This window comes from Streptomyces sp. HUAS CB01 (assembly GCF_030406905.1).
Taxonomy (GTDB): domain Bacteria; phylum Actinomycetota; class Actinomycetes; order Streptomycetales; family Streptomycetaceae; genus Streptomyces; species Streptomyces chengbuensis.
The window spans coordinates 7,107,594-7,134,566 of sequence record NZ_CP129137.1 but is presented as its reverse complement, the minus strand read 5'-3'; the positions used below and the strand labels follow the sequence as shown (position 1 = coordinate 7,134,566).

Sequence of the window (26,973 nt, the reverse complement as noted above, 5' to 3'; positions counted from 1 at the left end):
CACCGGACCTCCGTGTGAGGTCCCGCGGCGCGGCGCCCTACAGGGGTGCCGCGCCGCTCACGGGGACGAGCGGCAGTGCGGCCCAGATGATCTTTCCGCCGTTCGACGTGTGCTCGACGTCGCACTCCCCGCCCGCCTCCCGGGTGATCTCCTTGACGAGGAGCAGTCCCCGGCCGCCCGTCTGGGCGGAGTCGCTCTCCAGGGCCTTGGGCCGGTAGGGGTGGTTGTCCTCGACGGCCACCCGGATCCACTCCGGGCCGACCGCGACCTCGACCGCCACCTGCGGCGAGAGCAGGGCCGCGTGCCGGACGGCGTTGGTGACGAGCTCGGACACGATCAGCAGCAGTCCCTGCAGGACCTCGTCGTGGACCGGTACGCCCTGGCGGCGGACCAGATCGCGGACGGCGTGCCGGGCCTGCGGTACGGACACGTCGAGTGCGGGTGCGGTGAACCGCCAGACGCCTTCGTACGACAGTGGCCGGGCCGGGACGCTCCCGGGGCTCTCCATAGTCCCGCACCCACCCTCGTGAAACGTCGCTGGGAACTGTTGTGTACACGAGTGTTGGGAACGCGCTGGTCCATACCGGGCTGCTGACCAGAAGTCAGCTTCTATCGACAGTTCCGGACCGGGATAGTGCGTTCCGGTCAGGTCTTCGATCGATCCGGATGCTCTTCCGACGGCCTCTCGGACGCGTCGGCGGCGGCCGAACCGGCACCTCACCGGCTGTCCCGGCTACCCCGGCTTTCCTGGGTTGCCCCCTCCGTGACCATCTCGGCGATCCGGCGGCCGCCCACGCCGATGGCGATCAGCCCGAGCCCGTCGAAGAGCAGGGCCAGGGAGAAGAACGTGCCGATGACGTAGCGGCTGCTCTCGGGCCAGTTCACGAGCACCAGGATGCCCAGCAGCAGACCGAACGCGCCCTGGAGCAGGGTCCAGCCGAACTGCGGCCCCCGCACGACGAGGCTGCCCACCAGCCGGAACAGTCCGCCGGTGAGGAAGAGCAGCGCGGCGAACATCGTCAGCGCCTCGGCGCTGCCCTCCGGGTGGCGGATGACGACCACACCGGCCGCGATGTTCAGGGCGGCGACGACGACGCCCAGCCAGAAGAAGCTGCTGCCGCGCGACTCGATCGCGTGGAGCAGTCCGACCAGCCCGCCGACGAGCAGCAGCCAGCCGAACAGCAGCATCGACGTGAGGGTGGCGACGCCGACGTAGACGAGGCCCACGATCCCGGCGATCACGAGGATCACCCCGAGGGCCGCCAGCCAGCCGAAGCTGCGGCGGAGCTTTCTGCCCTCCTGGGCGGGACCGGTCATGGGTGCCTCCTCGTCGTGCCCCTCCCCGGTCGCTGTCGTCCTCGCCGGTTCCGCGGTCTCCGCCGCTTGCGCCGGCTCCGTCGCCACTGCCGTCATCACCGTTGCCCTCGCCGGTCGTCGGCGCCGGCACCCCTTCTTGATCATAGGTACGGGTCCGGCGGATAGCATCCGGCGCATGGACCGGACGAACGAGGCGCACGAGGCGGAGCCGGAGGTGCGGCACACGGTGGCGGACGGGGTCGCGACCGTCGTCATCAGCCATCCCGCCAGGCGCAACGCGATGACGGCCGCGATGTGGCGGGAACTGCCCGGGCTGCTGGACGGGCTGGGCCGCGACCCGGCCGTACGGGTGCTGGTGCTGACCGGCGACGGCGGCACCTTCTGCGCCGGCGCCGACATCACCTCCCTGAGCGCGCCCGCCCCGGACGAGCCGCCGCAGGAGCTGGCCGTACGGGCCGAGGAGGCGCTCGCGGCGTTCCCCAAGCCGTCGCTGGCGGCTGTCCGCGGCTACTGCGTGGGCGGCGGCTGCCAGCTGGCGGCCGCCTGCGATCTGCGGTTCGCCGAGGAGGGCGCCTCCTTCGGGATCACCCCGGCGAAGCTCGGCATCGTCTACCCCGCGTCCTCGACCCGGCGGCTGGTCTCGCTCGTCGGCCCGGCCACCGCGAAGTACCTGCTGTTCTCCGGCGAGTTGATCGGCACGGAGCGTGCGCTGCGCACCGGTCTGGTGGACGAGGTGCTGCCGACGGGCGAACTGGGCAGGCGGGTGGCCGAGTTCGCCCGCGTCCTGGCGTCCCGGTCGCAGCTGACGCAGGCGGCAGCGAAGGAGTTCGCGTCGGGGCGCACCGACCGCGACGCCCACTGGGCGGAGCAGGCGCGCGGCAGCGGCGACACCGCCGAGGGCATCGCCGCCTTCCTGGAGCGCAGGCCGCCCCGCTTCACCTGGAGCGTGTGAGGCGGGACGACCGGATCCGGCGGGGCCGCCGTACGGACGGACCGGCGCCGCACGGCACGGCGCAGGACGGCGCGGGACGGCGCGGACCGGGAAGGCGAGGGACGGCGAGGGACCGGGACGGGCCGGTGTCCGGGACCGCCCGGCCGGGGCTCAGGCGTCCTGCCCCAGGACCAGCCCCGCGTGACCGCGCCACTGCGCCACCATCCCCGCCGGGGCCTTGGCCGGCGATCCCGCGTCGTACGGCGGCTGCGGATCGTACTCGGTCAGCAACTGGACCGTCTGGGCGACCTCGTCGCCCGCGATCCGGCCCAGCAGATGAAGCGCCATGTCGATCCCGGCGGAGACGCCCGCGGCGGTGACGTACTTGCCGTCGAAGACCACGCGCTCCCCCGTCGGCTCCGCGCCGAACGGCACGATGTCGTCCAGGGCGAGCCAGTGGGACGTGGCCCGGCGGCCCTCGAGGAGCCCGGCGGCGGCCAGCAGGTGCGAGCCGGTGCACACGGACGTGGTCCAGGTGCTGGTCGCGTCGGCCGTGCGCAGCCAGTCGAGGACGGTCCCGTCGAGCATGGCCCGCCGTGAACCGGGGCCGCCCGGGACGAGCACGATGTCCGGCGCGGTCACCTCGTGCAGCGCCCGGTCGGCGACCACCACGAGGGTGCCCTGGTCGTTCCGCACGGGACCGGCCTCCTTGGCGACGAAGACGGTCTCCGCTCCGGGAAGCCGGGACAGCAACTCGTAGGGGCCGATGGCGTCGAGGCTGGTGAACTCGTCGTAGAGCACGATGGCGATCTGCATGGCGGGTCCTTTCGGCGGTCGGTCTCGCGGTCGATCCCGGTACGCCCGGGCGGTCGTTCTCGCGGTCTCGCGGTCGATCCCGGTACGCCCGGGCGGTCGTTCTCGCGGTCTCGCGGTCGATCCCGGTACGCCCGGGCGGTCGTTCTCGCGGTCGGTCCGGCGCCCGTCCGGTGGTCGTCCTCCTGTGTGCCCGCCGTCCCGACGGCCGGCGGGGTCAGCGGGCGGGTACGTGGAAGCGGCGCCGGTACTCGGCGGGCGCCGTGCCGAGGGCCTTCACGAAGGCGCGGCGCATCGCCTCGGGCGTCCCGTAACCGCAGGCGCGGGAGACCTCCTCGATCCCGTGGCCGGTGTCCTCCAGCAGCCGGCGGGCGTGCTCCAGGCGCACCCGGTCGACGTACTTCCCCGGGGTGGTCCCGGTCTCGGCGCGGAACGCGCGGGCGAACTGGCGCGGCGAGAGCCTGGCCAGGCCGGCCAACGCGTCCACGGACAGATCGCCGTCCGGGTGGTCGGTGATGTACTGCTGCACGTCGCGCAGCGGTTCGCGCCGGGCGCTCTGGGCGGCCAACTGGGCGCTGAACTGCGACTGGTTGCCGGGCCGGCGCAGGAACACCACCAGATGGCGGGCGATGGTCAACGCCGTCCTGCGCCCCAGGTCCTCCTCGACCAGGGCGAGCGCCAGGTCGATGCCCGCGGTGACCCCGGCCGAGGTGGCGAGCGCACCGTCCCGTACGAAGATCGGCTCCGGGTCGACCTCCACGTCGGGATAGGTACGCGCGAGCAGGTCGCAGACGGACCAGTGGGTGGTCACCCGGTGGCCGTCGAGCAGCCCGGCCTCGGCCAGCAGCAGGGCGCCGGTGCACACCGAGACGAGGCGGGTGGCGCCGCGGGCGTCTGTGCGGAGCCAGTCGACGAGCGCGGGGTCGGGCCGGCGCGTGCCCTCCCCGCCCGGCACGATCAGCGTGTGCGGCGGGTCGCCGTCGCCGAGGACCTCGTCCGGGACGACGGTGAGCCCGCTGGAGGTGCGCACGGGCCGGCCGTCGAGCGAGGCGGTGCGGACGGCGTACCGGAACGGTGCGTGCGGAGCCTGGTTGGCTCCGGTGAAGACCTCGACCGGGCCGGTGACGTCGAGGCTCTGCACTCCGTCGAAGAGCACCACGAGCACGGTTCGCTGCTGCATGCCTCCATCGTCCTGGCAGCCGGCACATGGCCGCAATGACGAGCACCCCACCTTTCCTGCCATCGGGGTTCGGAGGCGAACCCGAGTCTTCACGTCGTACCGACCAGTCGGTAACGTGCGGGGCATGAGCTCTCTCGAACCGCGCGCGGGGCGGCGCTGCCACAACGCCGTCAACCCGCTCCACTCCACCGTGTACTTCTCGCCCGACTACGCGAAGGAGCTCGCGGGGATCGGTGTCGAGGACACCAGCGCCGCGTACTTCGCCGGCCGCGCCGCCGCCCTGGGCGCGGTCGGACCGGGCACGGTCGCGGCCACGTTCTACAACTTCAGCCACGAGCTGATCGCCCGGCACCTCCCCGCGGTGTGGGACACCGCCTCCCCCGCCACGGTGCTGGACGCGCGGCTGCGGGCGGTGGACGCGACGCTGCGCCGGCTGCTCGGCGAGGACACCGTCGCCTCACCGGAGATGGCGGAGGCGGCCCGTCTGGCGCTGCGCGCCACGGAGGCCTGCACGAGGCCCGCCCGCCCGCTGTACGCCGCGCACGCCGACCTGCCGGTGCCCGAGGCACCGCACCTCGCCTTCTGGCACGCGGCGACGCTCCTGCGCGAGCACCGCGGCGACGGCCATCTCACCGCGCTGCTGTCCGCCGGGCTCGACCCGCTCGAGGCGCTGGTCAGCCACACCGCGACCGGCAAGGGCATGTCACCGCGCTGGATCCTCGCCAGCCGCGGCTGGCGGCGCACCGACTGGGAGGCCGCCTGCGACCGGCTGCGTGAGCGGGGCCTCCTCGACGCCGGAGGCGAGCTGACCGAGGCGGGCACGGCGCTCCGTGCCGACCTGGAGGAGCACACCGACCGGATCGACCTCGCGCCGTACGAGCACCTGGGCGCGGCGGGCGTCGAACGCCTCACCGAGCTGGGCCGCGGGTTCCTCATGGCGGCCGCCGCGGCCGGCGCCTTCCCCGACGGACTCACCGGCAAGGGCTGACGCCAGGCACGGCCGCGGGCCGTCGCGAGGGCCGGGAGGACGTTTGGCGGCACGGGGCACGGCAACCCGGAACCGAGCACGACAACGTGCCCGAACCGAGGAGGCCAACCGTGTTCCGTGCCATCGCCGACGCGCTCAGGACCGTCGGCGGCATCGTCGCCGCCGTCGTCACCTTCCCGTTCCGACTGCTGGCCCGACTCTTCGGCGGCGCGGCGGCCGGTCGCGGACGACGCACGCGCCGCGCGTAGGGGGGACGCGCGACAGGGCCCCCGCCCACCCGGCAGAATGCAGCCGAAGAGATCGCGCGGGCACCGGTCCGCGCGGCCTCCAGGCACAGCCGGTATCGGAAGGCGAGTCGGGAACCGTGACGACGTCCATCGAAGGCAGGATCGCCGAGGAGCTCGGCGTACGGGAGCGGCAGGTGAAGGCGGCCGTCGAGCTGCTCGACGGCGGGTCCACCGTCCCGTTCATCGCGCGCTACCGCAAGGAAGCGACCGAGATGCTCGACGACGCGCAGTTGCGCACGCTCGAGGAGCGGCTGCGCTATCTGCGGGAGCTGGAGGAGCGGCGGACCGCGGTCCTGGAGTCCGTCCGCGAGCAGGGCAAGCTCACCGACGAGCTCGAGACGCAGATCCGGGCCGCCGACACCAAGGCCCGCCTGGAGGACATCTACCTCCCCTTCAAGCCCAAGCGGCGCACCAAGGCGCAGATCGCCCGGGAGGCCGGGCTGGAGCCGCTCGCCGAGGGTCTGCTCGGCGACGCGACGGTCGAACCCCTCGCGGCCGCCGCCGCGTTCGTCGACGCCGACAAGGGCGTCGCCGACGCCGCGGCCGCACTGGAGGGCGCCCGGGCGATCCTCACCGAGCGCTTCTCCGAGGACGCCGACCTCATCGGCGAGCTGCGTGAGCGGATGTGGACCCGGGGCCGGCTGGTGGCGAAGGTCCGTGAGGGCAAGGAGGAGGCCGGCGCGAAGTTCGCGGACTACTTCGACTTCGCCGAGCCGTTCACCGAACTCCCCTCCCACCGTGTGCTCGCGATGCTCCGCGGCGAGAAGGAGGACGTGCTCAGCCTGGAGCTGGAGCCCGAGGAGCCCACGGACGGCCCGTCGACGTACGAGGGCATGGTCGCCCGGCGCTTCGGCGTCGCCGACCGCGGGCGCCCCGCGGACAAGTGGCTGCAGGACACGGTGCGATGGGCGTGGCGGACGCGGATCCTCGTGCACCTCGGCATCGATCTGCGGCTGAGGCTGCGGACGGCGGCCGAGGACGAGGCCGTACGGGTCTTCGCCGCGAACCTGCGGGACCTGCTGCTCGCCGCCCCCGCCGGTACGCGCGCCACGCTCGGCCTCGACCCCGGCTTCCGCACCGGGGTGAAGGTGGCGGTCGTGGACGCGACCGGCAAGGTCGTGGCCACCGACACGATCTACCCGCACGTGCCCGCGAACAAGTGGGACGAGTCGCTGGCGAAGCTGGCACGGCTGGCGAAGGAGCACGCCGTCGAGCTGGTCGCCATCGGCAACGGCACCGCGTCCCGCGAGACGGACAAGCTGGCCGCCGACCTGATCGCCAGGCACCCGGAGCTGAAGCTCACCAAGGTGATGGTGTCGGAGGCGGGGGCGTCGGTGTACTCGGCGTCCGCGTTCGCCTCGCAGGAACTGCCGGGTCTCGATGTGTCGTTGCGCGGCGCGGTCTCCATCGCCCGCCGCCTCCAGGACCCCCTCGCGGAGCTGGTGAAGATCGACCCCAAGTCGATCGGGGTGGGCCAGTACCAGCACGACCTGTCCGAGGTGAAGCTCTCGCGCTCGCTCGACGCGGTCGTCGAGGACTGTGTGAACGGCGTCGGCGTCGACGTGAACACCGCCTCCGCGCCGCTGCTCTCCCGGGTCTCGGGCATCGGGACGGGCCTCGCCGAGAACATCGTGGCCCACCGCGACCAGAACGGCCCGTTCCACTCCCGCAAGGAGCTCAAGAACGTGGCGCGGCTCGGCCCGAAGGCGTACGAGCAGTGCGCGGGCTTCCTGCGGATCCGCGGCGGCGACGACCCGCTCGACGCGTCCAGCGTGCACCCCGAGGCGTACCCGGTGGTGCGGCGCATGGTGAAGACGAGCGGCAGCGAGGTCGCGTCGCTCATCGGCAACACCGGCGTGCTGCGGTCGCTGCGCCCCGACGACTTCGTCGACGAGACCTTCGGTCTGCCGACCGTGACGGACATCCTTCGGGAGCTGGAGAAGCCCGGACGCGACCCGCGGCCCGCGTTCCGGACGGCGACCTTCAAGGAGGGCGTCGAGAAGATCTCCGACCTGGCGTCCGGGATGGTCCTGGAAGGCGTCGTCACCAACGTGGCGGCCTTCGGGGCGTTCGTGGACGTGGGCGTCCACCAGGACGGCCTCGTGCACGTCTCCGCGATGTCGCGCACGTTCGTCAAGGACCCTCGGGACGTGGTCAAGCCGGGCGACGTGGTCAAGGTGAAGGTCCTCGACGTCGACATCACGCGCAAGCGGATCTCGCTGACGCTGCGGCTGGACGACGAGGCCGCGGCGCAGTCCGGCGGCGGTGGCGGCCAGGGCCAGCGCCGTGAACGCGGTCAGGGCGGCGGCCGGCCGCCGCAGCAGCGTCAGGCCGGCCGCGAGCGCCGCGCGGGTGCCGGCTCGGGTACGGGCGGCGGCCGCCAGGCGGCGCCCCCCGGCAACAGCGCGATGGCGGACGCCCTGCGCCGGGCCGGCCTCCTGGACGACAAGGGCCGCGGGGGGCGCTGACGCGGCCACGGGTTCGTGCGGAGCGGTTCGCAGGGGCCGGTCCGCGCGGCCACGGTTGGCCGGCACCGGTTCCGGTGGCGCCTTTCCGGTGGACCGTCTCCGGTGGGCAGGTTCGCGTGGACCGGTTCGCAGGCACCGGTTCGCAGGGACCGGTTCGCAGGGACCGGTTCCGGTGGACCGTTTCCTCGGTGGACCGTTTCCGATGGACCGTCTCCGGTGGGCAGGTTCGCGTGGACCGGTTCGCAGGCACCGGTTCGCAGGCACCGGTTCGCAGGGACCGGTTCGCAGGGACCGGTTCCGATGGACAGGTTCGCGTGGACCGCCGGCGTGGAGCGGTCCCCGTGGACCGGTTCCGGTTCGCTGGGGCGAGGGGCAGGACGCGGTGCCCCGGCGGCCGGTACGTAACGGACGGCGGTTGCCCGTCGGCCGTGAAGGCAGCCCGGGCACGGAACGCGGACGCCGGCCGGCTGACGGCGGTCGGCCGGGGCGCGTCCCCCCGGGGCGAATGCCCGACGGCCCGCGCCTGACGTCGGCAGTGGCCGACGGTGCGAACCACGGGGTGACGTACTTCCGCCCGCCCCTCCGGTCCCTCCGACCACGCGTGACGACACGGGCACGCAGGGCGGCTGTGACCTGCGTCCTGTCGGCCCGCGAGCCGGCGCCCTTACGCTTGCCTGCCGCTCGCGCGCCCGGCGCGAGGTGCTCGCCGGCCCCGGCAGAACCACGGCGAGCACATGCCAAGGACGGTCTCCCCCGCATGCCCAGTGATCTGACCCCCGTCATCGCAGCGGCCACCCGCTGGCTGCTCTCGGCGTTCCCGCCGGAGGCCGGTGCGCTCGACCGTGCGCTGGCCGAGGCCCAGGCCGGACACGCGGCGACCATCGCCGCCGCCCTGCGCTACCCCACGGTGCTGGACGCGGAGCTGATGCACCTGCTCGGTCCCGGGGGCTCCGCACGACTCGACGAGATCACCGGCGCCGACGTGCACCCGCCGGAGGAGGCCGAACGCGTCTGGCGCAGCTGGGTGGACGAGACCGTCGTCAGCTGGGCGGCCTGCCTGCTCGCCGACGCGGAACTCGCGGCCACGGCGGCGGTCTGCGTCGCCGCCACCCATCACGGCGCCGGCTCGGTGGGGGCCGCGCGACGACTGACCGTTCCCAGTCAGCGCGACCACCGCGCGGCGCCGCTGCTGCGCCACCCGGACCTGCTGGCCCCGATCGCCGACCTCCACCGGGGCACGCTGCGCGGACTGCTCGCCACGGCGGCCTGATCCCGTAGCCCGGCGTTCCGCTGTACGGGGCTGCGTACGGCCCGGGTGTCACGTCCGTACCGGAGGCCGGGATCAGGCTACGTGTCTCCGCAGTCCAGGGCGGGTCGGCAGCGTCCTGTCCGGGGACCGGGAGCGTCCGTCACGGCCTTGCACAGCGCCGGGGCCGTCGGGGGCCGCCGGTGACGGGCGTCCCGGCGTGGACGGGCAGCGGTCGGTCCCGGGCCCCCGGCAGGGCGAGACCGCCACCCGCTGCCCGCCGGAGGGCGCCCTCCCGCGGTCAGGCGTGCGAGGGCCCCGGCAGAAAGCGCAGCGCCCAGGCCGCCCGTTCGGCGACGACCGGGTCGGTGTCCTTCGTCAGCGGCTCCAGCAGGGCGCGGGCCCCGTCCGGATCGGACTGCACCAGGGCGACGATCTCTGTCGCCAGGCCGTCCTGGTCGTCGCCGAGGTCGACGGCCGAGGCGCGGAGCAGCAGCGGAAGCGTGACGACGCCGCCCAGGGACGCGATCACACCGCCCAGCATCTCGCGCGCGTAGAAGTTCCCTTCGTCGATGAAGCGTGCCAGCGCCGCCTCCAGTCGCGGCAGCAGCGCACGGTCGCCCGACGCCGCGACGGCGTCCGCGAGGTCGATGGCCTCGTCGACGGATTCGAGGCTGTCGAGGAGTTCCAGCAGCCGGTTCAGGGGGTCGGTCGTCATGGCTCGGCCTTCCTCAGGACTCGGTGACCTTGCCGTGCGCCACTTCCAGGCGCCGGGTCGTGCGAACGGTGTCCAGCATCCGCCGGTCGTGGGTGACCAGGAGCAGCGTGCCCGTGTACGAGGAGAGCGCGGACTCCAGCTGTTCGATGGCGGGCAGATCGAGGTGGTTCGTGGGCTCGTCGAGGACGAGCAGATTGACGCCCCTGCCCTGGAGCAGGGCAAGCGCCGCCCGGGTCCGTTCACCCGGGGACAGGCTCACCGCCGGCCGCATGACGTGGTCCGCCTTGAGGCCGAACTTGGCGAGGAGGGTGCGGACGTCGGCGGGCTCGGTGTCGGGCACCGCCGCGCAGAACGCGTCCAGCAGCGAGTCCGTGCCGTGGAACAGCCGGCGGGCCTGGTCGACCTCGCCGACGACGACGCCGGAGCCGAGGGCCGCGTGCCCGGCGTCCAGGGTCAGTCTGCCGAGGAGGGCGGCGAGCAGCGTCGACTTGCCGGCACCGTTGGCACCGGTGACGGCGACGCGGTCGGCCCAGTCGATCTGCAGCGACACCGGCCCGAACCGGAAGTCGCCCCGCCGCACCTCCGCGTCACGGAGGGTCGCCACGACCGACCCCGAGCGGGGCGCGGCCGCGATCTCCATCCGCAGCTCCCACTCCTTGCGGGGTTCCTCGACCACGTCGAGGCGTTCGATCATGCGCTGGGTCTGGCGGGCCTTCGCGGCCTGCTTCTCGCTCGCCTCGCTGCGGAACTTGCGACCGATCTTGTCGTTGTCGCCCGCCTTGCGCCGCGCGTTCTTGACGCCCTTGTCCATCCAGGAGCGCTGCATCCGGGCCCGGCCCTCGAGGGCGGCCTTCTTGTCGGCGTACTCCTCGTAGTCGTCGCGGGCGTGCCGCCGCGCGGTCTCCCGTTCCTCCAGGTAGGCGGCGTAACCGCCGCCGTAGAGGGTGATCTGCTGCTGGGCGAGGTCGAGTTCGAGGACCTTGGTGACCGTGCGGGTGAGGAACTCGCGGTCGTGGCTGACGACGACCGTGCCGGCGCGGAGCCCGCTGACGAACTCCTCCAGCCGCTCCAGACCGTCCAGGTCGAGGTCGTTGGTCGGCTCGTCGAGGAGGAAGACGTCGTAGCGGGACAGCAGCAGTGAGGCGAGCCCGGCACGGGCGGCCTGTCCGCCGGAGAGGGAGGTCATCGGCTGGTCGAGGCCGACGGCGAGGCCCAGGGTGCCGGCGACCTCCTCGGCGCGCTCGTCCAGGTCGGCGCCGCCGAGCGCCAGCCAGCGCTCCAGGCTCGCCGCGTAGGCGTCGTCGGCTCCCGGCGTGCCGTCGACGAGGCCCTGGGTGGCCTCGTCCATGGCGCTCTGGGCGGCGGCGACCCCGGTCCGGCGGGCGAGGAACTCCCGTACGGACTCCCCGTCGCGCCGTTCCGGCTCCTGCGGCAGGTGGCCCACCACGGCGGTCGGCGGGGAGAGCCGCAGCTCACCGTGTTCCGGGGTGTCGAGCCCGGCGAGCAGCCGGAGGAGGGTCGACTTCCCGGCGCCGTTGACGCCGACGAGGCCGATCACGTCACCGGGGGCGACGACGAGGTCGAGCCCGGCGAAGAGGGTGCGGTCGCCGTGTCCGGCGGCGAGGTCCTTGGCGACGAGGGTTGCGGTCATCAGGGGACCGATCCTAGGTCAGAGCAGCCGGGCGAGTGTGCGGAGGCCGGGCGAACCGGCCGGCGACCGGCACCACGGTCAGCACGGCCGGGTCCGGGGGACTCCTCCGGACCCGGCCGGACGCGCCGGGGCGACCCGGTGGCCCGCCCGACGGACTCCGGCACCCAGGCGGCCGGCACCGCGTACGGCGTACGACGGCGTGCGGATCCGGAGCCCGGGCGGGTGGTCCGGCAGCCCGGGCCGGGAAGGTGGCCCTGCGGCCCGGGCCGGCCGGGCGACGGACGCCCACCCCGCCCGGCCGTCGACACCCGCGCGACCGTCGCCACCGGCACCCCGACCACCGCCACGAGCCCCTGCCGGCCCGAGTCCGCGACCCGGCGGGGTCCTGCTGCCCCGGCGACGAAGCGCCACACCTCCCGCGCGGCCGTCGACCACCCGCGGTCCGACGCCGGCCCACGGCCACCGTCTCGGCGCACCGGCCGGAACCACCGTCTCGGCGCACCACCCCCAGGACTCCCCTCTCGGCGCACCACCCGCGCAGCCACGGCGCCCGTCTCGGCGTGCCGCCACCGCCCCACCGCGACCGTCGCGCCTGCCTCAGCCCGTCACCTCCGCCACCAGGACACCCCCGCCCGCGCGCGCCACCACGAACGACCTCCCCCTCGCGGCGCTGCCGTCCAGCGGTATCCGGTGGGTGCCCGGCTCCAGGGTGCCGTCGAAGACCTCGTGGGTACGGGTGCGGTGGAGCCGGTCGAGGCGGTGGGCGACCAGCCGGACGCGGCAGACGGAGGCGACGGTCACCGATACCGTGCGGCCGGTGGCGGTGAGGCCGGTCAGCCGGCGGTGTTCGGCGGGAGCCCGGTAGAGCGCCTGCTCCACCTGGGCGACGACGAGCGGTGCGACGTCGGCGAGCGCGTCGACGCAGACGACGTCCGCTCCGGCGCCGCTGAAGGCAGCCCTGACCGCGGTCCGGTCGGGCTCGGTGACCGTGCCGGCGAAGACCACGGCACCGTACGTCCGCAGTTCCTCCGCCGGGACCGCCGCCGTGTCCCGGGCGATGTCGGCACCGACGCCGATGGTCCGGAGCGCGGCGGCCAGCCCGGCGAGGGCGGTGGCACGGGCGCCGATGAGCAGGACCCGGCGGCGCGGCCCGGCAGCGGCGCCGTCGAGGAGCCGTTCCAGTGCGGCACGGTACTCGTCGGCGCGGAATCGGAACGGGCCCGTCCCGGGGTAGCCGTTGAGTTCCAGGTCCGCGGTCTCGTCCGTCTGCCAGGCGAAGTCCCGCCAGACGACGTCGTTCCCCTGCCGCTCGATCACGGCGGTCACGGCTCCGCAGCCGAGTTCCTCGCAGTCGGGGCAGCCGTAGAGGACGTGGCGGCCGCCGGGCAGCGGGGCCTCCGCCTCCAGCAGCAGTCCGCGCACCTGGCGGGCGAGGATCGCCGGGGGCACGTCGGAGGCGAGCGGGGATACGGCATCGAGGCCGGAGAGCAGGAGGAGCAGGGGGCGGCCGTCGACGACGAAGTCCAGGAAGTCGCGGTGGACCTCGAAGCCGCCGTCGGCGAGGAATCCCCCGGCCCGGGCGGCCGGGGCCAGGGCGAACGTCGCGTACTGGGCTGACATGTCCGGAGTATTCCCGGCCGCGACGCGATGTGAGCGCGGTGGCGGTGATTCCGTTACGGTCCCGGCATGGGCGGCGAAGTGATCGTGGTGGGCGGCGGGGTCATCGGGCTGACGACGGCGGTCGAACTCGCCGAGCGCGGGCGGCGGGTGCGCATGTGGACCCGTGAGCCCGCAGAGGCGACGACGTCGGCGGTGGCGGGCGCCTTGTGGTGGCCGTACCGGATCGAGCCGGCGGCGCTGGTCGGCGCGTGGTCGCTGACGTCGCTGAGGGTGTACGAGGAGTTGGCGACGAGGCCGGCGGAGACCGGGGTCCGGCTGGTGCCGGGAGTGCAGTCGGGCGTCTCGCCCGCCGCGCTCGGGCCCTGGGCCCGTGAACTCGCCGGGATGGTGCGGGAGGCGGCGCCCGGCGAGCGGCCGGCGGGGGTCGCCACCGGGGTCCGGGCGCGGCTGCCGCTCATCGACATGCCCGCTCATCTGGGCTGGCTGCGTGCCCGGTTCGAGGCGGCGGGCGGCACCGTGGAGCTCCGTACGGCCGGTTCGCTCGACGAGGCGTCGGCCGAGGCCCCGGTCGTGGTCAACTGCACGGGTCTCGCGGCGCGTGAGCTGGTGCCGGACCCGCGGCTCACGCCCGTGCGGGGGCAGTTGGTGCTCGTGGAGAACCCCGGGTTCGACTCGTGGTTCGCCGCCGCCGACGAGGCGTCGAGCGAGCTGACGTACTTCTTCCCGCAGCCGGGCCGGCTCGTCCTCGGCGGTACCGCGGTCGAGGGGGCCTGGTCGACGGAGCCGGACCCGGCGACGGCCGAGGCGATCGTCCGCCGGTGCGCCCGTGTGCGCCCGGAGATCGCGGACGCGCCGGTCCTCGCCCACCGGGTCGGTCTGCGCCCGGTGCGCTCGGGTGGGGTGCGGCTGGCGGCGGTTCCGGGGCCGTACGGCACGCGTCTGGTCCACAACTACGGGCACGGCGGGGCGGGTGTGACGGTCGCCTGGGGGTGTGCTCGGGCGGCGGCGGACCTGGCCGGCTGACGGGCCCGTGGGACCTGCCTGGTCGACGACCGGTCGGCGGCGGACGAGGGCCGGGAGCCGGCCCGCGACGACGCGGACGGACAGCTGCCGGCGGGTCCGACGAGGCCCGGCCGTGACCGGAGGCCCGGCGCCGGCCCGTGACCACGGCCGCCGCCGGGCCGGAAGCCCCCAGGCGGCGGCCCGGGTTCACTTCTCCGGTGGGGTCGGCCCGATGCGGAGCTCGAACGCGCCGTCGTACTTCTCGTGTCCCGCGATGACGGCGAGATCGACGGCCTCCTCGCCGCGTTCGCCGCGCACGATGATCGGATCGTGGCGCAGATCGCGCATCAGCGCGAAGCACATCGCGATCATCACCACGAGGAACGGTGCCGCGACCAGGATCGTGAGATTCTGCAGTCCGGCGAGCGCGTCGCCCTTCCCGCCGCCGATCAGCAGCATCACGGCCGCGACGGCGCCGGTGACGGTGCCCCAGAACACCACCACGGAACGGCCCGGCTCCAGGGCGCCCTTCTGCGACAGCGTGCCCATCACGAGGGACGCCGCGTCGGCGCCGGAGACGAAGAAGATGCCGACCAGGACCATCACGAGCAGGCTCGTGACCGTGGCGGCGGGGTACTGCTGGAGCACCGCGAACAGCCGGCCCTCGGGCGTGGCCTCCTCGCCCAGCCGGCCGCGCTCCCGGAGCGTCATCGCCGTACCGCCGAAGATCGCGAACCAGCAGAGGCTGACCGCGCTGGGCACGAGGATCACGCCGCCGACGAACTGGCGGATGGTCCGGCCGCGGCTGATACGGGCGATGAACATGCCCACGAACGGTGTCCAGGAGATCCACCAGGCCCAGTAGAAGACCGTCCAGTTGCCGAGCCAGTCGGCGACCCCGGCACCGCTGGACGCCTCGGTCCGGCCGATCAGCTGCGGCAGTTCGCCGAAGTAGGTGGCGATCGAGGTGGGGAGGAGGTCGAGCACGATGACGGTCGGTCCGGCGACGAAGAGGAACACGGCGAGCAGCAGGGCCAGCACCATGTTGGTGTTGGACAGCCACTGGATGCCCTTCTCGATGCCGGAGACGGCGGAGAGGACGAACGCGAGCGTCAGCACGGCGATGATGACGACGAGCAGCGCCGTGCTCACCCTGGTCATCCAGCCCAGTTCGCTGACGCCGCTGCCGATCTGGAGGGCGCCGAGTCCGAGGGAGGCGGCCGAGCCGAACAGCGTGGCGAAGATGGCGAGGATGTCGATGACCCGTCCGCCCCATCCGTAGGCGTGCTTCCTGCCGATCAGCGGCTCGAAGACCGCGCTGACCGTCTGGCGGCGGCGGCGCCGGAAGGTGCTGTACGCGATGGCGAGGCCGACGACGGCGTAGATGGCCCACGGGTGCAGCGTCCAGTGGAACAGCGTCGTGGCCATCGCCGTCTGCATGGACTGGGCCGCGTCGGCGGGATCGGTGCCCGGCGGCGGGTCGGTGAAGTGGGCGAGGGGTTCGCTGACTCCGTAGAACATCAGGCCGATGCCCATGCCCGCGCTGAACATCATCGCGATCCAGGAGACGGTGCGGAACTCGGGTTCCTCGTCCTCCCGGCCCAGCGGGATCCGTCCGTAGCGGCTCATGGCGAGCCAGAGCGCGAAGATCACGAAGCCGGAGGCGGCCAGGACGAACGCCCAGCCGCCGTTGTGGATGAGTGCCGACAGCATGCCGCTGGACACGCGCTCGAGTGTGTCCGTGGCGACGGAGCCCCAGACCACGAACGCGACCGTGAGGACGGCCGTGACGCCGAAGACCACCCGGTCCGTGACGGGACCGTTCCTCGTCGGTTCCGGCCGGACGGGGAAGTCCGTCACCGGCGGATCTCCCCGGCCGTCCGGCTGTTCTGCGTCATGCGACTCGTCGTGCGGCACGGAAGGCCCCTTTCGCGGGTAAACGGAGCCGGGCTTCGTTCTCCGTAGGCCCTCCTACCACATGTGACGCGGTTCATACGGAATCAGCAGCGGGTGATCGGACTCCCGGTCGTGAGGCGGTAGGCGGCCCGCTCGTCGAGCAGCAGGGGCACGAGCGCCCGCAGCGACTGCCGGAGCGGTACGACGGCGCCGTCCGGTGCGGTCCTGGAGACCACCCCGTGCAGGGCGAGTTCGTCCTTGACGTCGGTGTACTGCGCGGCCGTGAGCCGGTATCCGCAGGGCGGGTCCTGGATGGTCTCGTCCGGTGTCGCGGGGTCGTTGTCGGCGCCGCCGGTCCACACCGGGCCCCGGTCGGCGAACCCGGTGAGCCGGGCCGCGGTCGTCGCGGCCTCGATCCGACCGCGCCGCTCCCCCGCGAAGGCGAGAGCACCGTCCAGGGCGGCGAGCTGGGAGTCGACACGGCGCCGGTTGTTGAGGGCGGGGTCCGCCTTCTCGGCGTCGGTGAGGGCGTCCACCCGGGTCTCGACGAGCAGGCCGACGGAGTGCTTCACGCCCGCCGTGTTGCGCAGGATGCGTTCCTGCCCGTCGCCGGCGACCTGCCGGACGGGCTCACCGGTGACGGGATCGGTCCAGATGCCGTAGATGCCGCTGCTGAATCCGGCCTCGCCGGCGGCGGGGCGGACGTAGCGCTCGGAGAGGGCGTGCGCCTCCCGGTGCACGGCCGGGGCGGTGTTGAGGTTCCGCGGCCACAGCGCCAGCAGGTCCTTGTCGTAGTAGCCGGGGGTGGCGCCGTACTCGTGCAGGTCGTAGACGATGTCGGGGCGGTGGTCGCGGACGACCGCGGCCACGGCCCGGCCCTCGGCGGTCCTCAGCGCGATGTGGTCGCGGTTGACGTCCACGCCGTCGGCGTTGCCGCGGGTGTCGGCCGCGCGTCCGTCGGGGTTGGCGGTGGGGACGACGAGGACGGTCGTACGGTCCAGGAAGCGGCGGGTCACTGCGTCCCCGGCCCGGGCGAGATCGCGGACGGTGATGAGGCACGCCTCGCGTCCGGACGGTTCGTCGCCGTGCTGACTGCAGATCAGCAGCACGGTGTTCGAGGTGGGCCGGTCGCCGCCGATGCGTACGAGCTGGAGCGGGCGGCCCTGTCCGGTCGTGCCGATGGTGCGCAGCGACATGCGGTCGCTCGACCGGTCGACGGCGGCGAGGAACGCCCGTTCCTCGGGCTCGGTGGTCCAGCGCGCACCACCGGAGGACTCGAATCCGGTGCGCGGCACGTCGGTGTGGCCGGCGGCGGCCTGGACCGGCGCGGGTACGGTCACGGCGGCGGCCGCCAGTGCGGAGGCCGCCACGGCGAGGGTGCGGATACGACGGTGCATCAGTTGCTGCCTCCGGGGACGGGTCGGATCGGACGCTGTGCGCTCACTCCGTCGAGCCGGGCGCCGTGGGGCGGTCCGGACCGCGGGGCGTGGCCGGCGGTGGCCCGCAGGAAGGCGGCCGTGCCACCGCCGAACGGCAGCCGCGCCGAGGTGCGGGACAGATCGAGGGTCAGTGCGGGACGGCCGGCGGGCGGGTCGATGAGGCCCGCGTCGGTGCCGCCGACGATCAGGGCCAGCCGGTGGCCGGCGGGGACGACGTGGTCCGTTGCGTGCAGGTCGAGGGTGACGGTGTAGGGCCTGCCGGGTGTGAGCGGCCGTCCCACGGCGGGTGAGGCGTGATTGCCGAGGTCGGCCCAGCCGCGGCTGACCACGGTGTACTCGACGTCCGCCGTGCGTGCCGCGGTCTCCTTGTAGCAGGAGCTGTCCCCCGCGGTGCTCGCTCCCCAGCAGGTGCGCTCGGGAAGGGTGGTGATGCCCTCGCCCGCGTGGGCGTAGTCGCGGATGGTGTCGGGGCCGAGGTCGACGAGTACCGCCGTCAGATGGGCGGTGCTCGTGGTCGGGGTCGCGGTGACGGTGACCTTCGGTGAGCCCGAGAGGCGCAGTGCGCGGCTCAGCGGCCGTGTGGTGAAGCCGGCCTTGGCGGGCGTGGCGCGGTCGATGTCGGCGGCCCAGTCGTTCCCGCCGAGTGACGGGTCGTCGGTGAAGGTCTCCGTGGCCCCGGGCCGTGCGGGCCGCAGTCCGAGGGTGCCGACGCCGGGCACGTCCCCGCTGCGGGGACGCAGGACGGTGGTGGCGGTGGACCGGGGCGGCCAGGCGCGGTCGGTGGACCACTGTCCGGGAGCGCGTTCGATGTCGGCCATGGGCTCGCGGTCGATGCCGTTGTCGTGGCCGAGGAGGTAGTGGTCGAACCAGCGGTGGAGGGTCCTGACCCATTCGGCACGGCGGAAGTCGAAGGGGTCGACGTGCCCGGTCTGCGAGAGCCAGACCTTGCGTTCGACGCCGTGGGCGGCGAGGGCGTCCCACCACTGTCCGAAGTGCTTGGCGCGGACGTTGAGGTCCTGCATGCCGTGGACGGCGAGGACGCTGGCCCTCACGTTCCCGGCGTCGCGGACGTAGTCGCGCTCGCTCCACAGCCGGGTCAGGTCGCCGGTGCGCGGGGCCCCGTCCACCAGCCGCTGCTGCACGGCCCGGCAGCGGGCGCGCGCCTCCGGGCTGTTGACGTAGCCGGAGAGCCAGTCGGGCCCCGAGTCGTAGAGCGGCGCGCCCTGGGCGAAGTAGTAGTCGTACCAGGAGGAGATGGCGGCGATGGGCACGACGGTGCGCAGTCCCTCGACCCCGGTGGCGGCGACGCCGTTGGCGATGGTGCCGTCCCAGCTCTTGCCGATCATCCCCACGTTCCCGGTGGTCCAGGGGGCGGCGGCGCGCCGGGTGCCGGTGCGGGTGGTGAAGGCGCGGGCGCGGCCGTTCAGCCAGTCGACGACGGCCCTGGCCGACTGGACGTCGGAGCGTCCTCCGACGTCGACACAGCCGTCGGAGCGGCTGGTGCCGGCGAGGTCGACGGCGACGAAGGCATAGCCGCGCGGCACGAAGTAGTTGTCGTAGTAGAGCGGGAAGGCGACGGGATCGCCGTCGGCGTCGTAGGTCTTCTTCTGGCTCTCGTTGCCGCGCCCGCAGCAGGAGTAATACGGGCTGGCGTCCATGATGACGGGTATTTTCCGGCCATGTTGCGCCGGTTCCCGCGGCCGGACGATGTCGACGGCGACGCGGTCGTTCCGGCCGTCCCCGTCGCCGTCGAGCCGGGTGTCGACCCAGACGGATTCCCGTATCGCGTCGTCGTACGAGTAGACGGGTCCGCTCTCGCGGGGCGGGGCGCCGTGTGCGCCACTCTGCGGGACGAGGACGGACATCAGGGCGGTTGCGGCCGCCGCGGCGATGGTTCTGCCGGTGAGTCGGATGCGGTGCACACGTATCGGCATGGGCGGACGGTACTCCCGTCAACTGCCGTGCGACAGAGGGCAGTAGTGAGCCGTTCGAGGACAGGAGTGACGAATGGGGGACCGTGCACCATGTCGGCCGATTGGCGATCGTGTGACGGCGGGCGCCATGGACACACCGGAGCGCCGGACGCGTGAATAGGGTCCGAAGAGATCATCCACCCCTGATGTTTGGAGCATTCGTGCACCGCAGAATTCTCGTCCCGAGTGCGCTCGCGGCATCTCTTCTGCTGGCGATCCCGGCATCCGCCGCGGCCGGGGGCCCGGGGAGATCCCCCGGGGAAGACGGCACGCCCGGGGCCCCCGGTATCGGCGACCCCTACTATCCGGCCAGTGGAAACGGCGGATACGACGTGGCGCATTACGACCTACGGCTGAAATACCAGCCGGCGACGGATCTCCTGGAGGGCACGGCGACGATTCTCGCCACCACCCGGCAGGACCTCTCCACCTTCAATCTCGACTTCGGTCTGACGGTCCGTGAGGTGCGGGTGAACGGCCGCAAGGCGGCGTTCGCCAGGAGCGGCGACCAGGAGCTTGAGATCACGCCCGTCGCACCGCTGGCGAAGAACCGGCCGGTCTCGGTCGTCGTCCGGTACGCCGGAAAGCCCTCCGAACTGAAGATCGACGGCTGGACCGCCTGGCACCGCACCCCGGACGGCGGTGTCGCCGCGCAGGAGCCGGCCTCGGCCGTGTGGTGGTTCCCGTCCAACGACCATCCGCTCGACAAGGCCACCTTCGACGTCTCCGTCTCCGTCCCGGACGGCACCCAGGCGATCAGCAACGGCGTGCTGCAGTCCCGGTCGTCACGGCTCGGCTGGACCCGCTACAACTGGCGGTCCGACAGACCGCAGGCCACGTATCTCGCCACGCTCGCCGTCGGCAAGTTCGACATCACCACGGACACGACCGCGAACGGGCTGCCGGTCCTCAACGCGTACAGCAAGGACCTCGGGGGCAACGCGGGCGCGGCGCGGGCGAGCATCGAGCGGACCGCCGAGGTAGCGGAGTGGCTGGAGGGCGTCTTCGGGCCGTATCCGTTCAACGCGCTCGGCGGCTACGTCCCGAACGTGCCCAGCGGGTACGCCCTGGAGACGCAGACCCGGCCGTTCTACAGCCCGCGGCAGTTCGCCAACGGCGCGAACGTCTCGGTCGTCGTGCACGAGCTCGCCCACCAGTGGTACGGGGACAGCGTCTCCGTCAAGGGCTGGAAGGACATCTGGATCAACGAGGGGTTCGCCCGCTACAGCCAGTGGCTGTGGTCGGAGAAGGAGGGCGAGGGCACGGCACAGGAGCTGGCCGACCACGTGTACGCCCTGCATCCGGCCGACGACCCCTTCTGGACGGTGAAGCCGGGCGATCCGGGACCGGACAAGCAGTTCGACATCGCCGTGTACGACCGCGGCGCGCTCGCCCTGCAGGCGCTGCGCAACAAGATCGGCGACGAGGACTTCTTCGCCGTGCTCAAGGGCTGGCCGGCCGCCCACGCCGACGGCAACGCGAGCGTCGCCGACTTCGTGGAGTACGCCGAGAAGGTCTCCGGCGAACGGCTCGTGGAACTCTTCGCGACCTGGCTGTACGAGCCGTCGAAACCAGGCGCGCCGGCGGGAGCGACGGGCGGGGCGGCGCAGGCACCGCGCGGCGGGCGGTCCGAGGTCCGGCCGGCCGAGCCCAGGTCGTACCGGAAGATCGCCGCGACCGACACGGTGCACGACCACGGACGCGACCGCGATCACGACGGCGAACACGACCACGGAGACGACCGCGATCCCACCGGCGACCGTGATCCGGGCCGCCGGCGGTGAGACCCGGTGCCGCCGGGGTGACACCGGGCGCAGCGGTGTTCTCCGGCGCAGCCGGGGACATCGGGCCCAGCCGGTGATCTCCGTCGCAGCCGCCCCGTGACGTCGCACGCGGCCGGGTGACGCGGGGCGCCGCCGACCCGCTCCGGGCCGGAGGCGCCTGCGGTTACGCTGGCCCCCGCACGACCTGTGTCATCCGTACGGACACCGCCGGTGAGGAGCGTCCCGTGCCCGATCGGAGCAGTGGGCCCAGACCCACTCTGGAAGCCGTCGCCGCACGGGCCGGGGTCTCCCGGGCCACGGTGTCCCGCGTCGTCAACGGCGGGGCCGGGGTGCGCGCTCTCCTGGCCGACCGGGTGCGGGAGGCGGTCGCGGAACTCGGCTACGTACCCAACCAGGCGGCCCGGAGCCTGGTCACCCGGCGCAGCGGTGCGGTCGCCGTGATCATCGCCGAACCGGAGTTCCGGGTCTTCTCCGACCCGTTCTTCGAGCGCCAGGTGCGCGGCATCAGCCGTGAACTGGTCGTCCACGACTCTCAGCTGGTGCTGCTGTGGGTCGAGGGCCCGGACGACCACGACCGGATAGCCCGCTACCTCGGCGGCGGCCACGTCGACGGCGCGCTCGCCTTCTCACTCCACGAGAGCGACGAACTCCCCTCGGTGGTGCGGGGTTCGGGAGTGCCCGCGGTGTTCGGGGGCCGCCCCGGCGGGCCCGGCGCCGGATCGGAGCACGCAGTGCCCTACGTGGACTGCGACAACCGGGGCGGGGCCCGCGCGGCGGTGCGCCATCTCGTCGGTCTGGGCCGCACCCGGATCGCGCACATCGCGGGCCCCCAGGACCAGACATCGGCGCTCGACCGGCTCCACGGCTACCGGGACGTGCTGGCGGACGCCGGCCCCGGGCTGACCGTGCAGGGCGACTTCACGGCGCACAGCGGGGAGCAGGCGATGGCCCGGCTGCTGGACGGACCGGGCCCCGCGCCCGACGCCGTCTTCGCCTCGAACGACCTGATGGCCTCGGGGGCGCTGAGGCTGCTGCGCGAGCGCGGGCTGCGAGTGCCGGACGACATCGCGGTGGTCGGCTTCGACGACATGGCCTCCGTGGCGGAGCGCACCGATCCGGCGCTGACGACGGTCCGTCAGGACATCGAGGGCAACGGCCGGCTGATGGTACGGCTGCTGATGGAACTGCTGGACGGGCGGGAGGCGGAATCCGCTCCCCCGGCCTCGGTGATCACACCGACGACGCTGGTACGGCGCGCCTCGGCCTGAGGCTTCCCGGGGCCGGCCGCAGCACGAGCGGTGCCCGACGGCGCTCGTGGGCCCGGGGTGCGTGGCCCATGCTCCGGACATCGCCGCTCCCACACGGCGGGAGGCGTCAGCGCGCCCGCCTCGGCGGGAGCCTCCCCTCGGCCCGGGCCCGGCGGCGGGCCTGTGCGGCCTGCGGCAGATAGCGCAGCCGCTCCGGAAGCAGCGGCACGACGACCCGGACGACCCGGCCGAGGCGCCGGAGCCGCCGTTCCTGCGCGTCCGTCCACGACAGTCCGATGGCCTCGCGGGCGTCCGGCGGCATCAGCCCGACGGTGAGGAAGCGCCTCAGCCGGAGGAACCGCGGCAGGACCAGCGGCCAGCACAGGCGCAGCAGCAGCCGCACCGGCGGGGGTCCGAGAGCGGGCGGCGGCAGCCGGACGTCCGTGGCGAGGAGTTCCCGGACGACGGCGGTGGCCTCCAGTTCGTCGGCGAGGACCGAGCGGTAGTAGGGCCAGAACTCCTCGATGGTGCCCGGCATGTCCCGGTCACGGATGCCGAGCACCCGGCCGACCCTCAGCCATTCCTCGTACAGCCGGCGCTCCTGGGCCTCGGTGAACGGGCGGTACAGATAGCGGATGGCGTGGTGGTGGACGGGGAACCCGGTGGCGTGGACCCACGCGTAGTTCTCGGGGGCCAGCGCGTGGTAGCGGCGTCCCCGCCCGTCGGTGCCCTGGATGTCCCGGTGCAGCCGGCGCAGTCGGCGGCCCTCCTCGGCGGCGGTGTCACCGCCGTACACCCACAGCTGGAGCGAGCGCAGGGAGCGCTCGCCGCGACCCCAGGGGTCGGTGCGGAAGACGGAGTGCTCGTCCACGCCCGCGCCGACGGCGGGGTGCGCGACCTGCAGGGCGAGCGCGGCGGGGAGCATCAGCAGCCCGCGGACGTCACCGACGAGGGTCCACAGGACACCGCCCGGCGGCGGGGGCAGGGGGTCCGGTCCGGCCGTGCCTTCCGTCGTCCGCGTCAGGGGGTACCGCGACCCGGTCACGGCTGGGCTCCGGGCGGCCGGCGGGCGCGGTGCGGTGCGCTCGTTCTCACGGTTCCAGTATGCGATCACGGCCGGCGGGAGGGACGGGCCGATGACCGGTCCGTCCCGGGAAGTCCCCTTGGCGGTCCCCGGGGCGCGAATTGTCCGTACACGTTCCGAGGAACGTGGAACTCCGGCAAGAAACCCGGCACCTGACGGTTACCCGAAGGTAACTGCCGCTGCTTTGATGTGCGCGCCGGTATCACCCCCCACCAGAAACGGGAGTCCCAGTGCCGCAGTCCGTGCTCCGCCGCGCGTCCAGCGCAGCCCTCTCCACGGCCCTCGCCGCCGCGACCCTGGCGGTCGCCGCGCCGTCGGCGTCCGCCTCCCCCGCCGCGCAGACCGCCGCGGCGACGCCGTCGCTGAAGGTACTGACGTACAACGTCTTCCTCTTCAGCAAGACCCTGTACCCCAACTGGGGCCAGGACCACCGGGCCGCCGAGATCCCCAGGGCCCCGTACTTCCAGGGCAACGACGTCGTCGTGCTCCAGGAGGCCTTCGACAACTCCTCCTCCGACGCGCTGCAGCGCAACGCCCGCCCCCAGTACCCGTACCAGACCCCCGTGATGGGCCGCAGCAAGAACGGCTGGGACGCCACGGGCGGCGCCTACTCGGCGACGGTCCCGGAGGACGGCGGGGTCACGGTCCTCAGCAAGTGGCCCATCACGCGCAAGGAGCAGTACGTCTACAAGGACGCCTGCGGATCGGACTGGTGGTCCAACAAGGGCTTCGTGTACGCGGTGCTGGACGTGAACGGCAGCCGGGTGCACGTGGTCGGGACCCACGCGCAGTCGACCGATCCGGGCTGCGCGGCGGGCGAGGCGGCGCTGATGCGCAGCCGCCAGTTCAGGGCGCTGGACGCCTTCCTCGACGCCAAGAACATCCCGGCCTCCGAACAGGTCCTGGTGGCAGGCGACTTCAACGTCGACTCCCGCACTCCCGAGTACGCGACCATGCTGACGGACGGCGGGCTCACCGGCGCGGACAGCCGGACCGGGCACGCGTACTCCTTCGACCCGCAGGACAACTCGATCGCGGCCGACCGGTACCCGGGCGAACCGCGCGAGGACCTGGACTACGTGCTGCACCGGGCGGGTCACGCCCGCCCGGCCGGCTGGCGCAACGAGGTGATCAAGGAGCGGAGCGCGGCCTGGACGGTCACCAGCTGGGGCACCGACTACACCTACACCAACCTCTCGGACCACTACCCGGTCGCCGCTTCGGGGCAGTAGCCGGGAAGGCGTAGTCGCAAGGCCTTCGCAGCTGGTCAGGGGCCGCTCTTCGACAGTGGCTGCAAGCCTGTCCGGCTGTCATGGTGGTGTCCATGACGGGTCAGGGGCACATACACGGGCACGCGGAGGACCACTCGGACGGCCATGCCCACGGGGGCGGCCGGGACCACGGGTCCGCGCACAGCCACGGGCGCGCCCGGGGCCACGGGCACCCACGGGGCCGCGGCCGTGGACACCACCACCATCACCACCACGGCGAGCGCATCGACTCCGCACTCGAAGGCTCGGCCGAAGGGCTGCGCACGCTCTGGTTCTCGTTCGCCGTCCTGGCCGCGACCACCGTCGTCCAGGCGGTCATCGCCGCGCTGTCGGGGTCGGTCGCGCTGCTCGGCGACACCGTCCACAACGCGACCGACGCGCTCACCGCGCTGCCCCTGGCGCTGGCGTTCGTGCTGGGCCGGCGGGCCGCGACCCGTCGCTACACCTACGGCTTCGGCCGCGCCGAGGACCTGGCGGGGGTGTTCGTCGTCCTCGTGATCGCCGCCTCCGCGGCCTTCGCCGGGTACGAGGCGGTCCGGCGGCTGCTGGACCCGCAGGACATCACCCACCTCCCGGCGGTCGCCGCGGCCGGCCTGGTGGGGTTCGCGGGCAACGAGTGGGTGGCGCGCGCCCGGATCCGCACGGGGCGCCGCATCGGCTCCGCCGCGCTGGTGGCGGACGGACTGCACGCCCGCACCGACGGGTTCACCTCCCTCGCCGTCCTGCTCGGAGCCGGCGGCGCGGCACTGGGGTGGCGGTACGCGGACCCCCTCGTCGGTCTCGTCATCACCGGGGCGATCCTCCTCGTGCTGCGCGGCGCGGCGCGCGAGATCTGGCACCGTCTGATGGACGCCGTGGACCCGGCCCTGGTCGACGCGGCCGAGCACGCGCTCTCCCACGTCGAGGGCGTACGGGCCGTGGGGGCCGTGCGGATGCGGTGGATCGGGCACGCGCTGCGCGCCGAGACCTCGGTCGAGGTCGACCCCGGACTCACGGTCGTGCAGGCCCACGCCGTGGCGGTCTCCGCCGAACACGCCCTGCTCCACGCGGTGCCCCGGCTGACGGGCGCGACCGTGCACATCGACCACGCGGGCGCGGCCGGGCAGGACCCGCACGCCGCGCTCGACCACCACTTCGCCCGGTGACCGCCCGGCCCGAACCGCGCACATCGGCCCGTGACCGTCCGCAGGACCGCCGAGCCAACCCGTGACCGCAAGGCCCGGCCGCCTGCCGGCCCGGTGACGTGACGGCTCGGCTCGGCTCGGTGCCATGACCGCGCCACGCCGGTGGGCGCGCCACGCCGGTGGGCGCGCCACGCCGGTGGGCGCGCCACGCCGGTGGCCGCTCGGCCCGATGAGCGTCCGGCGCCGGTGGTACGGCCGCGGCGTCACCGGTGCCCGTGCCGGTCGTGCGGTACTGAGCGTGCGGTGCCGAGGCCGGTGCTGATCGTGCGGTGCCGGGGCCGGCGCCCCTCCCGGCGGCGTACCGCTCCTACCGGTACCAGGCGGCGGCGCTCCAGGCGTACAGCGCGATGGTCGCGGCCACGCAGACGATCACCACCCAGGAGCCGAAGCCCGTGTGGCGCACGGTGCGCCGTCCGGTGCGCGGGGTCCGCTCGCGGCCGGCGCGAGCGGCACGGGCCGGGCGGGCGGGCCGCGGGGAACCCCCGGAGCGTACGGAGAAGCGCTTGGCCCGCCCTGCGGGCGCAAGGGCCGGGGGAACCACACGCGGCGAAGGGTCCGCGGCGGTCTCGGCGAGCAGTCGGCGGCAGACCGCGGCCAGTTCGGCCGTACCGGCCTTGACGTGCACCACCGCCTCCAAGCGCGCGGGGGCCGTCGTGCCGCCGTCGAGTATGCGGCCGGCGCGCAGGAGGATCTCGTCGCGGCCGCCGCTCGGCGCGAGACTGATCCAGCGTCGGACGTGCTCGCCCCGGATGACCACACCTCCCGCGTGGTCCCGGTACACCGTGTGCTCACGCCACAGGACGTCCGCCAACTCCGTGGCGGTCTCCCTCAGTTGCGCACTCATGCTCTCCCCCGCTCCGACGTGCGCCGTTCG

22 protein-coding genes are annotated in these 26,973 nt (G+C 73.7%); 10 read left to right on the top strand and 12 right to left on the bottom strand.

Annotation, left to right across the window (positions count from 1 at the left end; translation table 11 throughout):
- Positions 1 to 37: 37 nt before the first annotated feature.
- A complete protein-coding gene (locus QRN89_RS31095; RefSeq protein WP_290352746.1) occupies positions 38 to 508 on the bottom strand; it encodes an ATP-binding protein in 471 nt (156 codons plus the stop codon).
- Between the two features lie 209 nt (positions 509 to 717).
- The gene (locus tag QRN89_RS31090; RefSeq protein ID WP_290352745.1) at positions 718 to 1,317 is read right to left on the bottom strand and encodes an HdeD family acid-resistance protein; all 600 of its coding nucleotides are present in this window, start codon (positions 1,315 to 1,317) and stop codon (positions 718 to 720) included.
- Between the two features lie 175 nt (positions 1,318 to 1,492).
- Here QRN89_RS31090 and QRN89_RS31085 point away from each other — a divergent pair, with 175 nt between their 5' ends.
- Positions 1,493 to 2,269, top strand: coding sequence for an enoyl-CoA hydratase/isomerase family protein (locus tag QRN89_RS31085; RefSeq protein WP_290352744.1), 777 nt, complete (start codon positions 1,493 to 1,495; stop codon positions 2,267 to 2,269).
- 150 nt (positions 2,270 to 2,419) lie between these two features.
- Here the strand turns inward: QRN89_RS31085 and QRN89_RS31080 are convergent, their stop codons facing one another.
- Entirely contained in the window at positions 2,420 to 3,064 is a 645-nt protein-coding gene (locus QRN89_RS31080; protein WP_290352743.1) for a DJ-1/PfpI family protein, read from the bottom strand.
- 214 nt (positions 3,065 to 3,278) lie between these two features.
- On the bottom strand, positions 3,279 to 4,241 hold the full coding sequence (locus QRN89_RS31075) for a GlxA family transcriptional regulator (RefSeq protein WP_290352742.1): 963 nt from the start codon (positions 4,239 to 4,241) through the stop codon (positions 3,279 to 3,281).
- Between the two features lie 124 nt (positions 4,242 to 4,365).
- On the opposite strand from QRN89_RS31075, the gene QRN89_RS31070 reads away from it, so the two are divergent.
- From QRN89_RS31070 to QRN89_RS31055, 4 genes are all read left to right on the top strand, one after another.
- Complete coding sequence (locus QRN89_RS31070) at positions 4,366 to 5,229, top strand: SCO6745 family protein (RefSeq protein ID WP_290352741.1); 864 nt, start codon at positions 4,366 to 4,368, stop codon at positions 5,227 to 5,229.
- Positions 5,230 to 5,339: 110 nt separating this feature from the next.
- Positions 5,340 to 5,477, top strand: coding sequence for an LPFR motif small protein (locus QRN89_RS31065; RefSeq protein WP_290352740.1), 138 nt, complete (start codon positions 5,340 to 5,342; stop codon positions 5,475 to 5,477).
- Between the two features lie 116 nt (positions 5,478 to 5,593).
- Positions 5,594 to 7,984: a Tex family protein gene (locus QRN89_RS31060; RefSeq protein ID WP_290352739.1), complete on the top strand. Its 2,391-nt coding sequence runs from the start codon at positions 5,594 to 5,596 to the stop codon at positions 7,982 to 7,984.
- A 757-nt stretch (positions 7,985 to 8,741) separates the two neighbouring features.
- Positions 8,742 to 9,254 (top strand): hypothetical protein, encoded by a 513-nt coding sequence (locus QRN89_RS31055; RefSeq protein ID WP_290352738.1) that lies wholly within the window; start codon positions 8,742 to 8,744, stop codon positions 9,252 to 9,254.
- 277 nt (positions 9,255 to 9,531) lie between these two features.
- Here QRN89_RS31055 and QRN89_RS31050 read toward each other — a convergent pair whose 3' ends face one another.
- The 3 genes from QRN89_RS31050 to QRN89_RS31040 form a co-directional block, all read right to left on the bottom strand.
- Entirely contained in the window at positions 9,532 to 9,948 is a 417-nt protein-coding gene (locus QRN89_RS31050) for a hypothetical protein (RefSeq protein ID WP_290352737.1), read from the bottom strand.
- Between the two features lie 13 nt (positions 9,949 to 9,961).
- Positions 9,962 to 11,599 carry an ABC-F family ATP-binding cassette domain-containing protein gene (locus QRN89_RS31045; RefSeq protein WP_290352736.1) on the bottom strand — a complete coding sequence of 546 codons (1,638 nt, stop codon included), beginning with the start codon at positions 11,597 to 11,599 and terminating at the stop codon, positions 9,962 to 9,964.
- A 597-nt stretch (positions 11,600 to 12,196) separates the two neighbouring features.
- Positions 12,197 to 13,219: an oxidoreductase gene (locus QRN89_RS31040; RefSeq protein WP_290352735.1), complete on the bottom strand. Its 1,023-nt coding sequence runs from the start codon at positions 13,217 to 13,219 to the stop codon at positions 12,197 to 12,199.
- 66 nt (positions 13,220 to 13,285) lie between these two features.
- On the opposite strand from QRN89_RS31040, the gene QRN89_RS31035 reads away from it, so the two are divergent.
- Complete coding sequence (locus QRN89_RS31035; RefSeq protein ID WP_290352734.1) at positions 13,286 to 14,242, top strand: FAD-dependent oxidoreductase; 957 nt, start codon at positions 13,286 to 13,288, stop codon at positions 14,240 to 14,242.
- Positions 14,243 to 14,428: 186 nt separating this feature from the next.
- Here QRN89_RS31035 and QRN89_RS31030 read toward each other — a convergent pair whose 3' ends face one another.
- The 3 genes from QRN89_RS31030 to QRN89_RS31020 form a co-directional block, all read right to left on the bottom strand.
- Positions 14,429 to 16,081 carry a BCCT family transporter gene (locus QRN89_RS31030; RefSeq protein ID WP_290352733.1) on the bottom strand — a complete coding sequence of 551 codons (1,653 nt, stop codon included), beginning with the start codon at positions 16,079 to 16,081 and terminating at the stop codon, positions 14,429 to 14,431.
- A 140-nt stretch (positions 16,082 to 16,221) separates the two neighbouring features.
- Positions 16,222 to 17,514 carry a M14 family metallopeptidase gene (locus tag QRN89_RS31025; RefSeq protein WP_290352732.1) on the bottom strand — a complete coding sequence of 431 codons (1,293 nt, stop codon included), beginning with the start codon at positions 17,512 to 17,514 and terminating at the stop codon, positions 16,222 to 16,224.
- Positions 17,514 to 19,490, bottom strand: coding sequence for a Xaa-Pro dipeptidyl-peptidase (locus QRN89_RS31020; protein ID WP_290352731.1), 1,977 nt, complete (start codon positions 19,488 to 19,490; stop codon positions 17,514 to 17,516). Before QRN89_RS31020 ends, QRN89_RS31025 begins: the two co-directional genes overlap by 1 nt.
- A gap of 200 nt (positions 19,491 to 19,690) precedes the next feature.
- Between QRN89_RS31020 and QRN89_RS31015 the strand changes: the two genes are divergently transcribed.
- On the top strand, positions 19,691 to 21,313 hold the full coding sequence (locus QRN89_RS31015) for a M1 family metallopeptidase (RefSeq protein WP_290353929.1): 1,623 nt from the start codon (positions 19,691 to 19,693) through the stop codon (positions 21,311 to 21,313).
- Positions 21,314 to 21,537: 224 nt separating this feature from the next.
- Positions 21,538 to 22,581, top strand: a complete 1,044-nt coding sequence (locus QRN89_RS31010; RefSeq protein ID WP_290352730.1) for a LacI family DNA-binding transcriptional regulator — start codon at positions 21,538 to 21,540, stop codon at positions 22,579 to 22,581.
- A gap of 106 nt (positions 22,582 to 22,687) precedes the next feature.
- Here the strand turns inward: QRN89_RS31010 and QRN89_RS31005 are convergent, their stop codons facing one another.
- Positions 22,688 to 23,605: an oxygenase MpaB family protein gene (locus QRN89_RS31005; protein ID WP_290352729.1), complete on the bottom strand. Its 918-nt coding sequence runs from the start codon at positions 23,603 to 23,605 to the stop codon at positions 22,688 to 22,690.
- A gap of 269 nt (positions 23,606 to 23,874) precedes the next feature.
- Between QRN89_RS31005 and sph the strand changes: the two genes are divergently transcribed.
- Together sph and QRN89_RS30995 are read left to right on the top strand one after the other, a co-directional pair.
- Positions 23,875 to 24,876 (top strand): sphingomyelin phosphodiesterase, encoded by a 1,002-nt coding sequence (sph, locus tag QRN89_RS31000; RefSeq protein WP_290352728.1) that lies wholly within the window; start codon positions 23,875 to 23,877, stop codon positions 24,874 to 24,876.
- 92 nt (positions 24,877 to 24,968) lie between these two features.
- Positions 24,969 to 26,060: a cation diffusion facilitator family transporter gene (locus tag QRN89_RS30995; protein ID WP_290352727.1), complete on the top strand. Its 1,092-nt coding sequence runs from the start codon at positions 24,969 to 24,971 to the stop codon at positions 26,058 to 26,060.
- A 346-nt stretch (positions 26,061 to 26,406) separates the two neighbouring features.
- On the opposite strand, the gene QRN89_RS30990 is transcribed toward QRN89_RS30995, so the two are convergent.
- A complete protein-coding gene (locus QRN89_RS30990) occupies positions 26,407 to 26,943 on the bottom strand; it encodes a hypothetical protein (RefSeq protein WP_290352726.1) in 537 nt (178 codons plus the stop codon).
- Positions 26,944 to 26,973 lie beyond the last annotated feature (30 nt).

Excerpts from the sequence above, each read along its gene's own strand:
- QRN89_RS31020 (WP_290352731.1), bottom strand. The coding sequence starts at position 19,490 with ATGCCGATACGTGTGCACCGCATCCGACTCACCGGCAGAACCATCGCC.
- QRN89_RS31080 (WP_290352743.1), bottom strand. The coding sequence starts at position 3,064 with ATGCAGATCGCCATCGTGCTCTACGACGAGTTCACCAGCCTCGACGCC.
- QRN89_RS31075 (WP_290352742.1), bottom strand. The coding sequence starts at position 4,241 with ATGCAGCAGCGAACCGTGCTCGTGGTGCTCTTCGACGGAGTGCAGAGC.
- QRN89_RS31025 (WP_290352732.1), bottom strand. The coding sequence starts at position 17,514 with ATGCACCGTCGTATCCGCACCCTCGCCGTGGCGGCCTCCGCACTGGCG.
- QRN89_RS31040 (WP_290352735.1), bottom strand. The coding sequence starts at position 13,219 with ATGTCAGCCCAGTACGCGACGTTCGCCCTGGCCCCGGCCGCCCGGGCC.
- QRN89_RS31055 (WP_290352738.1), top strand. The coding sequence starts at position 8,742 with ATGCCCAGTGATCTGACCCCCGTCATCGCAGCGGCCACCCGCTGGCTG.
- QRN89_RS30990 (WP_290352726.1), bottom strand. The coding sequence starts at position 26,943 with ATGAGTGCGCAACTGAGGGAGACCGCCACGGAGTTGGCGGACGTCCTG.
- QRN89_RS31085 (WP_290352744.1), top strand. The coding sequence starts at position 1,493 with ATGGACCGGACGAACGAGGCGCACGAGGCGGAGCCGGAGGTGCGGCAC.
- QRN89_RS31045 (WP_290352736.1), bottom strand. The coding sequence starts at position 11,599 with ATGACCGCAACCCTCGTCGCCAAGGACCTCGCCGCCGGACACGGCGAC.
- QRN89_RS31070 (WP_290352741.1), top strand. The coding sequence starts at position 4,366 with ATGAGCTCTCTCGAACCGCGCGCGGGGCGGCGCTGCCACAACGCCGTC.
- QRN89_RS31035 (WP_290352734.1), top strand. The coding sequence starts at position 13,286 with ATGGGCGGCGAAGTGATCGTGGTGGGCGGCGGGGTCATCGGGCTGACG.
- QRN89_RS31050 (WP_290352737.1), bottom strand. The coding sequence starts at position 9,948 with ATGACGACCGACCCCCTGAACCGGCTGCTGGAACTCCTCGACAGCCTC.
- QRN89_RS30995 (WP_290352727.1), top strand. The coding sequence starts at position 24,969 with ATGACGGGTCAGGGGCACATACACGGGCACGCGGAGGACCACTCGGAC.
- QRN89_RS31090 (WP_290352745.1), bottom strand. The coding sequence starts at position 1,317 with ATGACCGGTCCCGCCCAGGAGGGCAGAAAGCTCCGCCGCAGCTTCGGC.
- QRN89_RS31095 (WP_290352746.1), bottom strand. The coding sequence starts at position 508 with ATGGAGAGCCCCGGGAGCGTCCCGGCCCGGCCACTGTCGTACGAAGGC.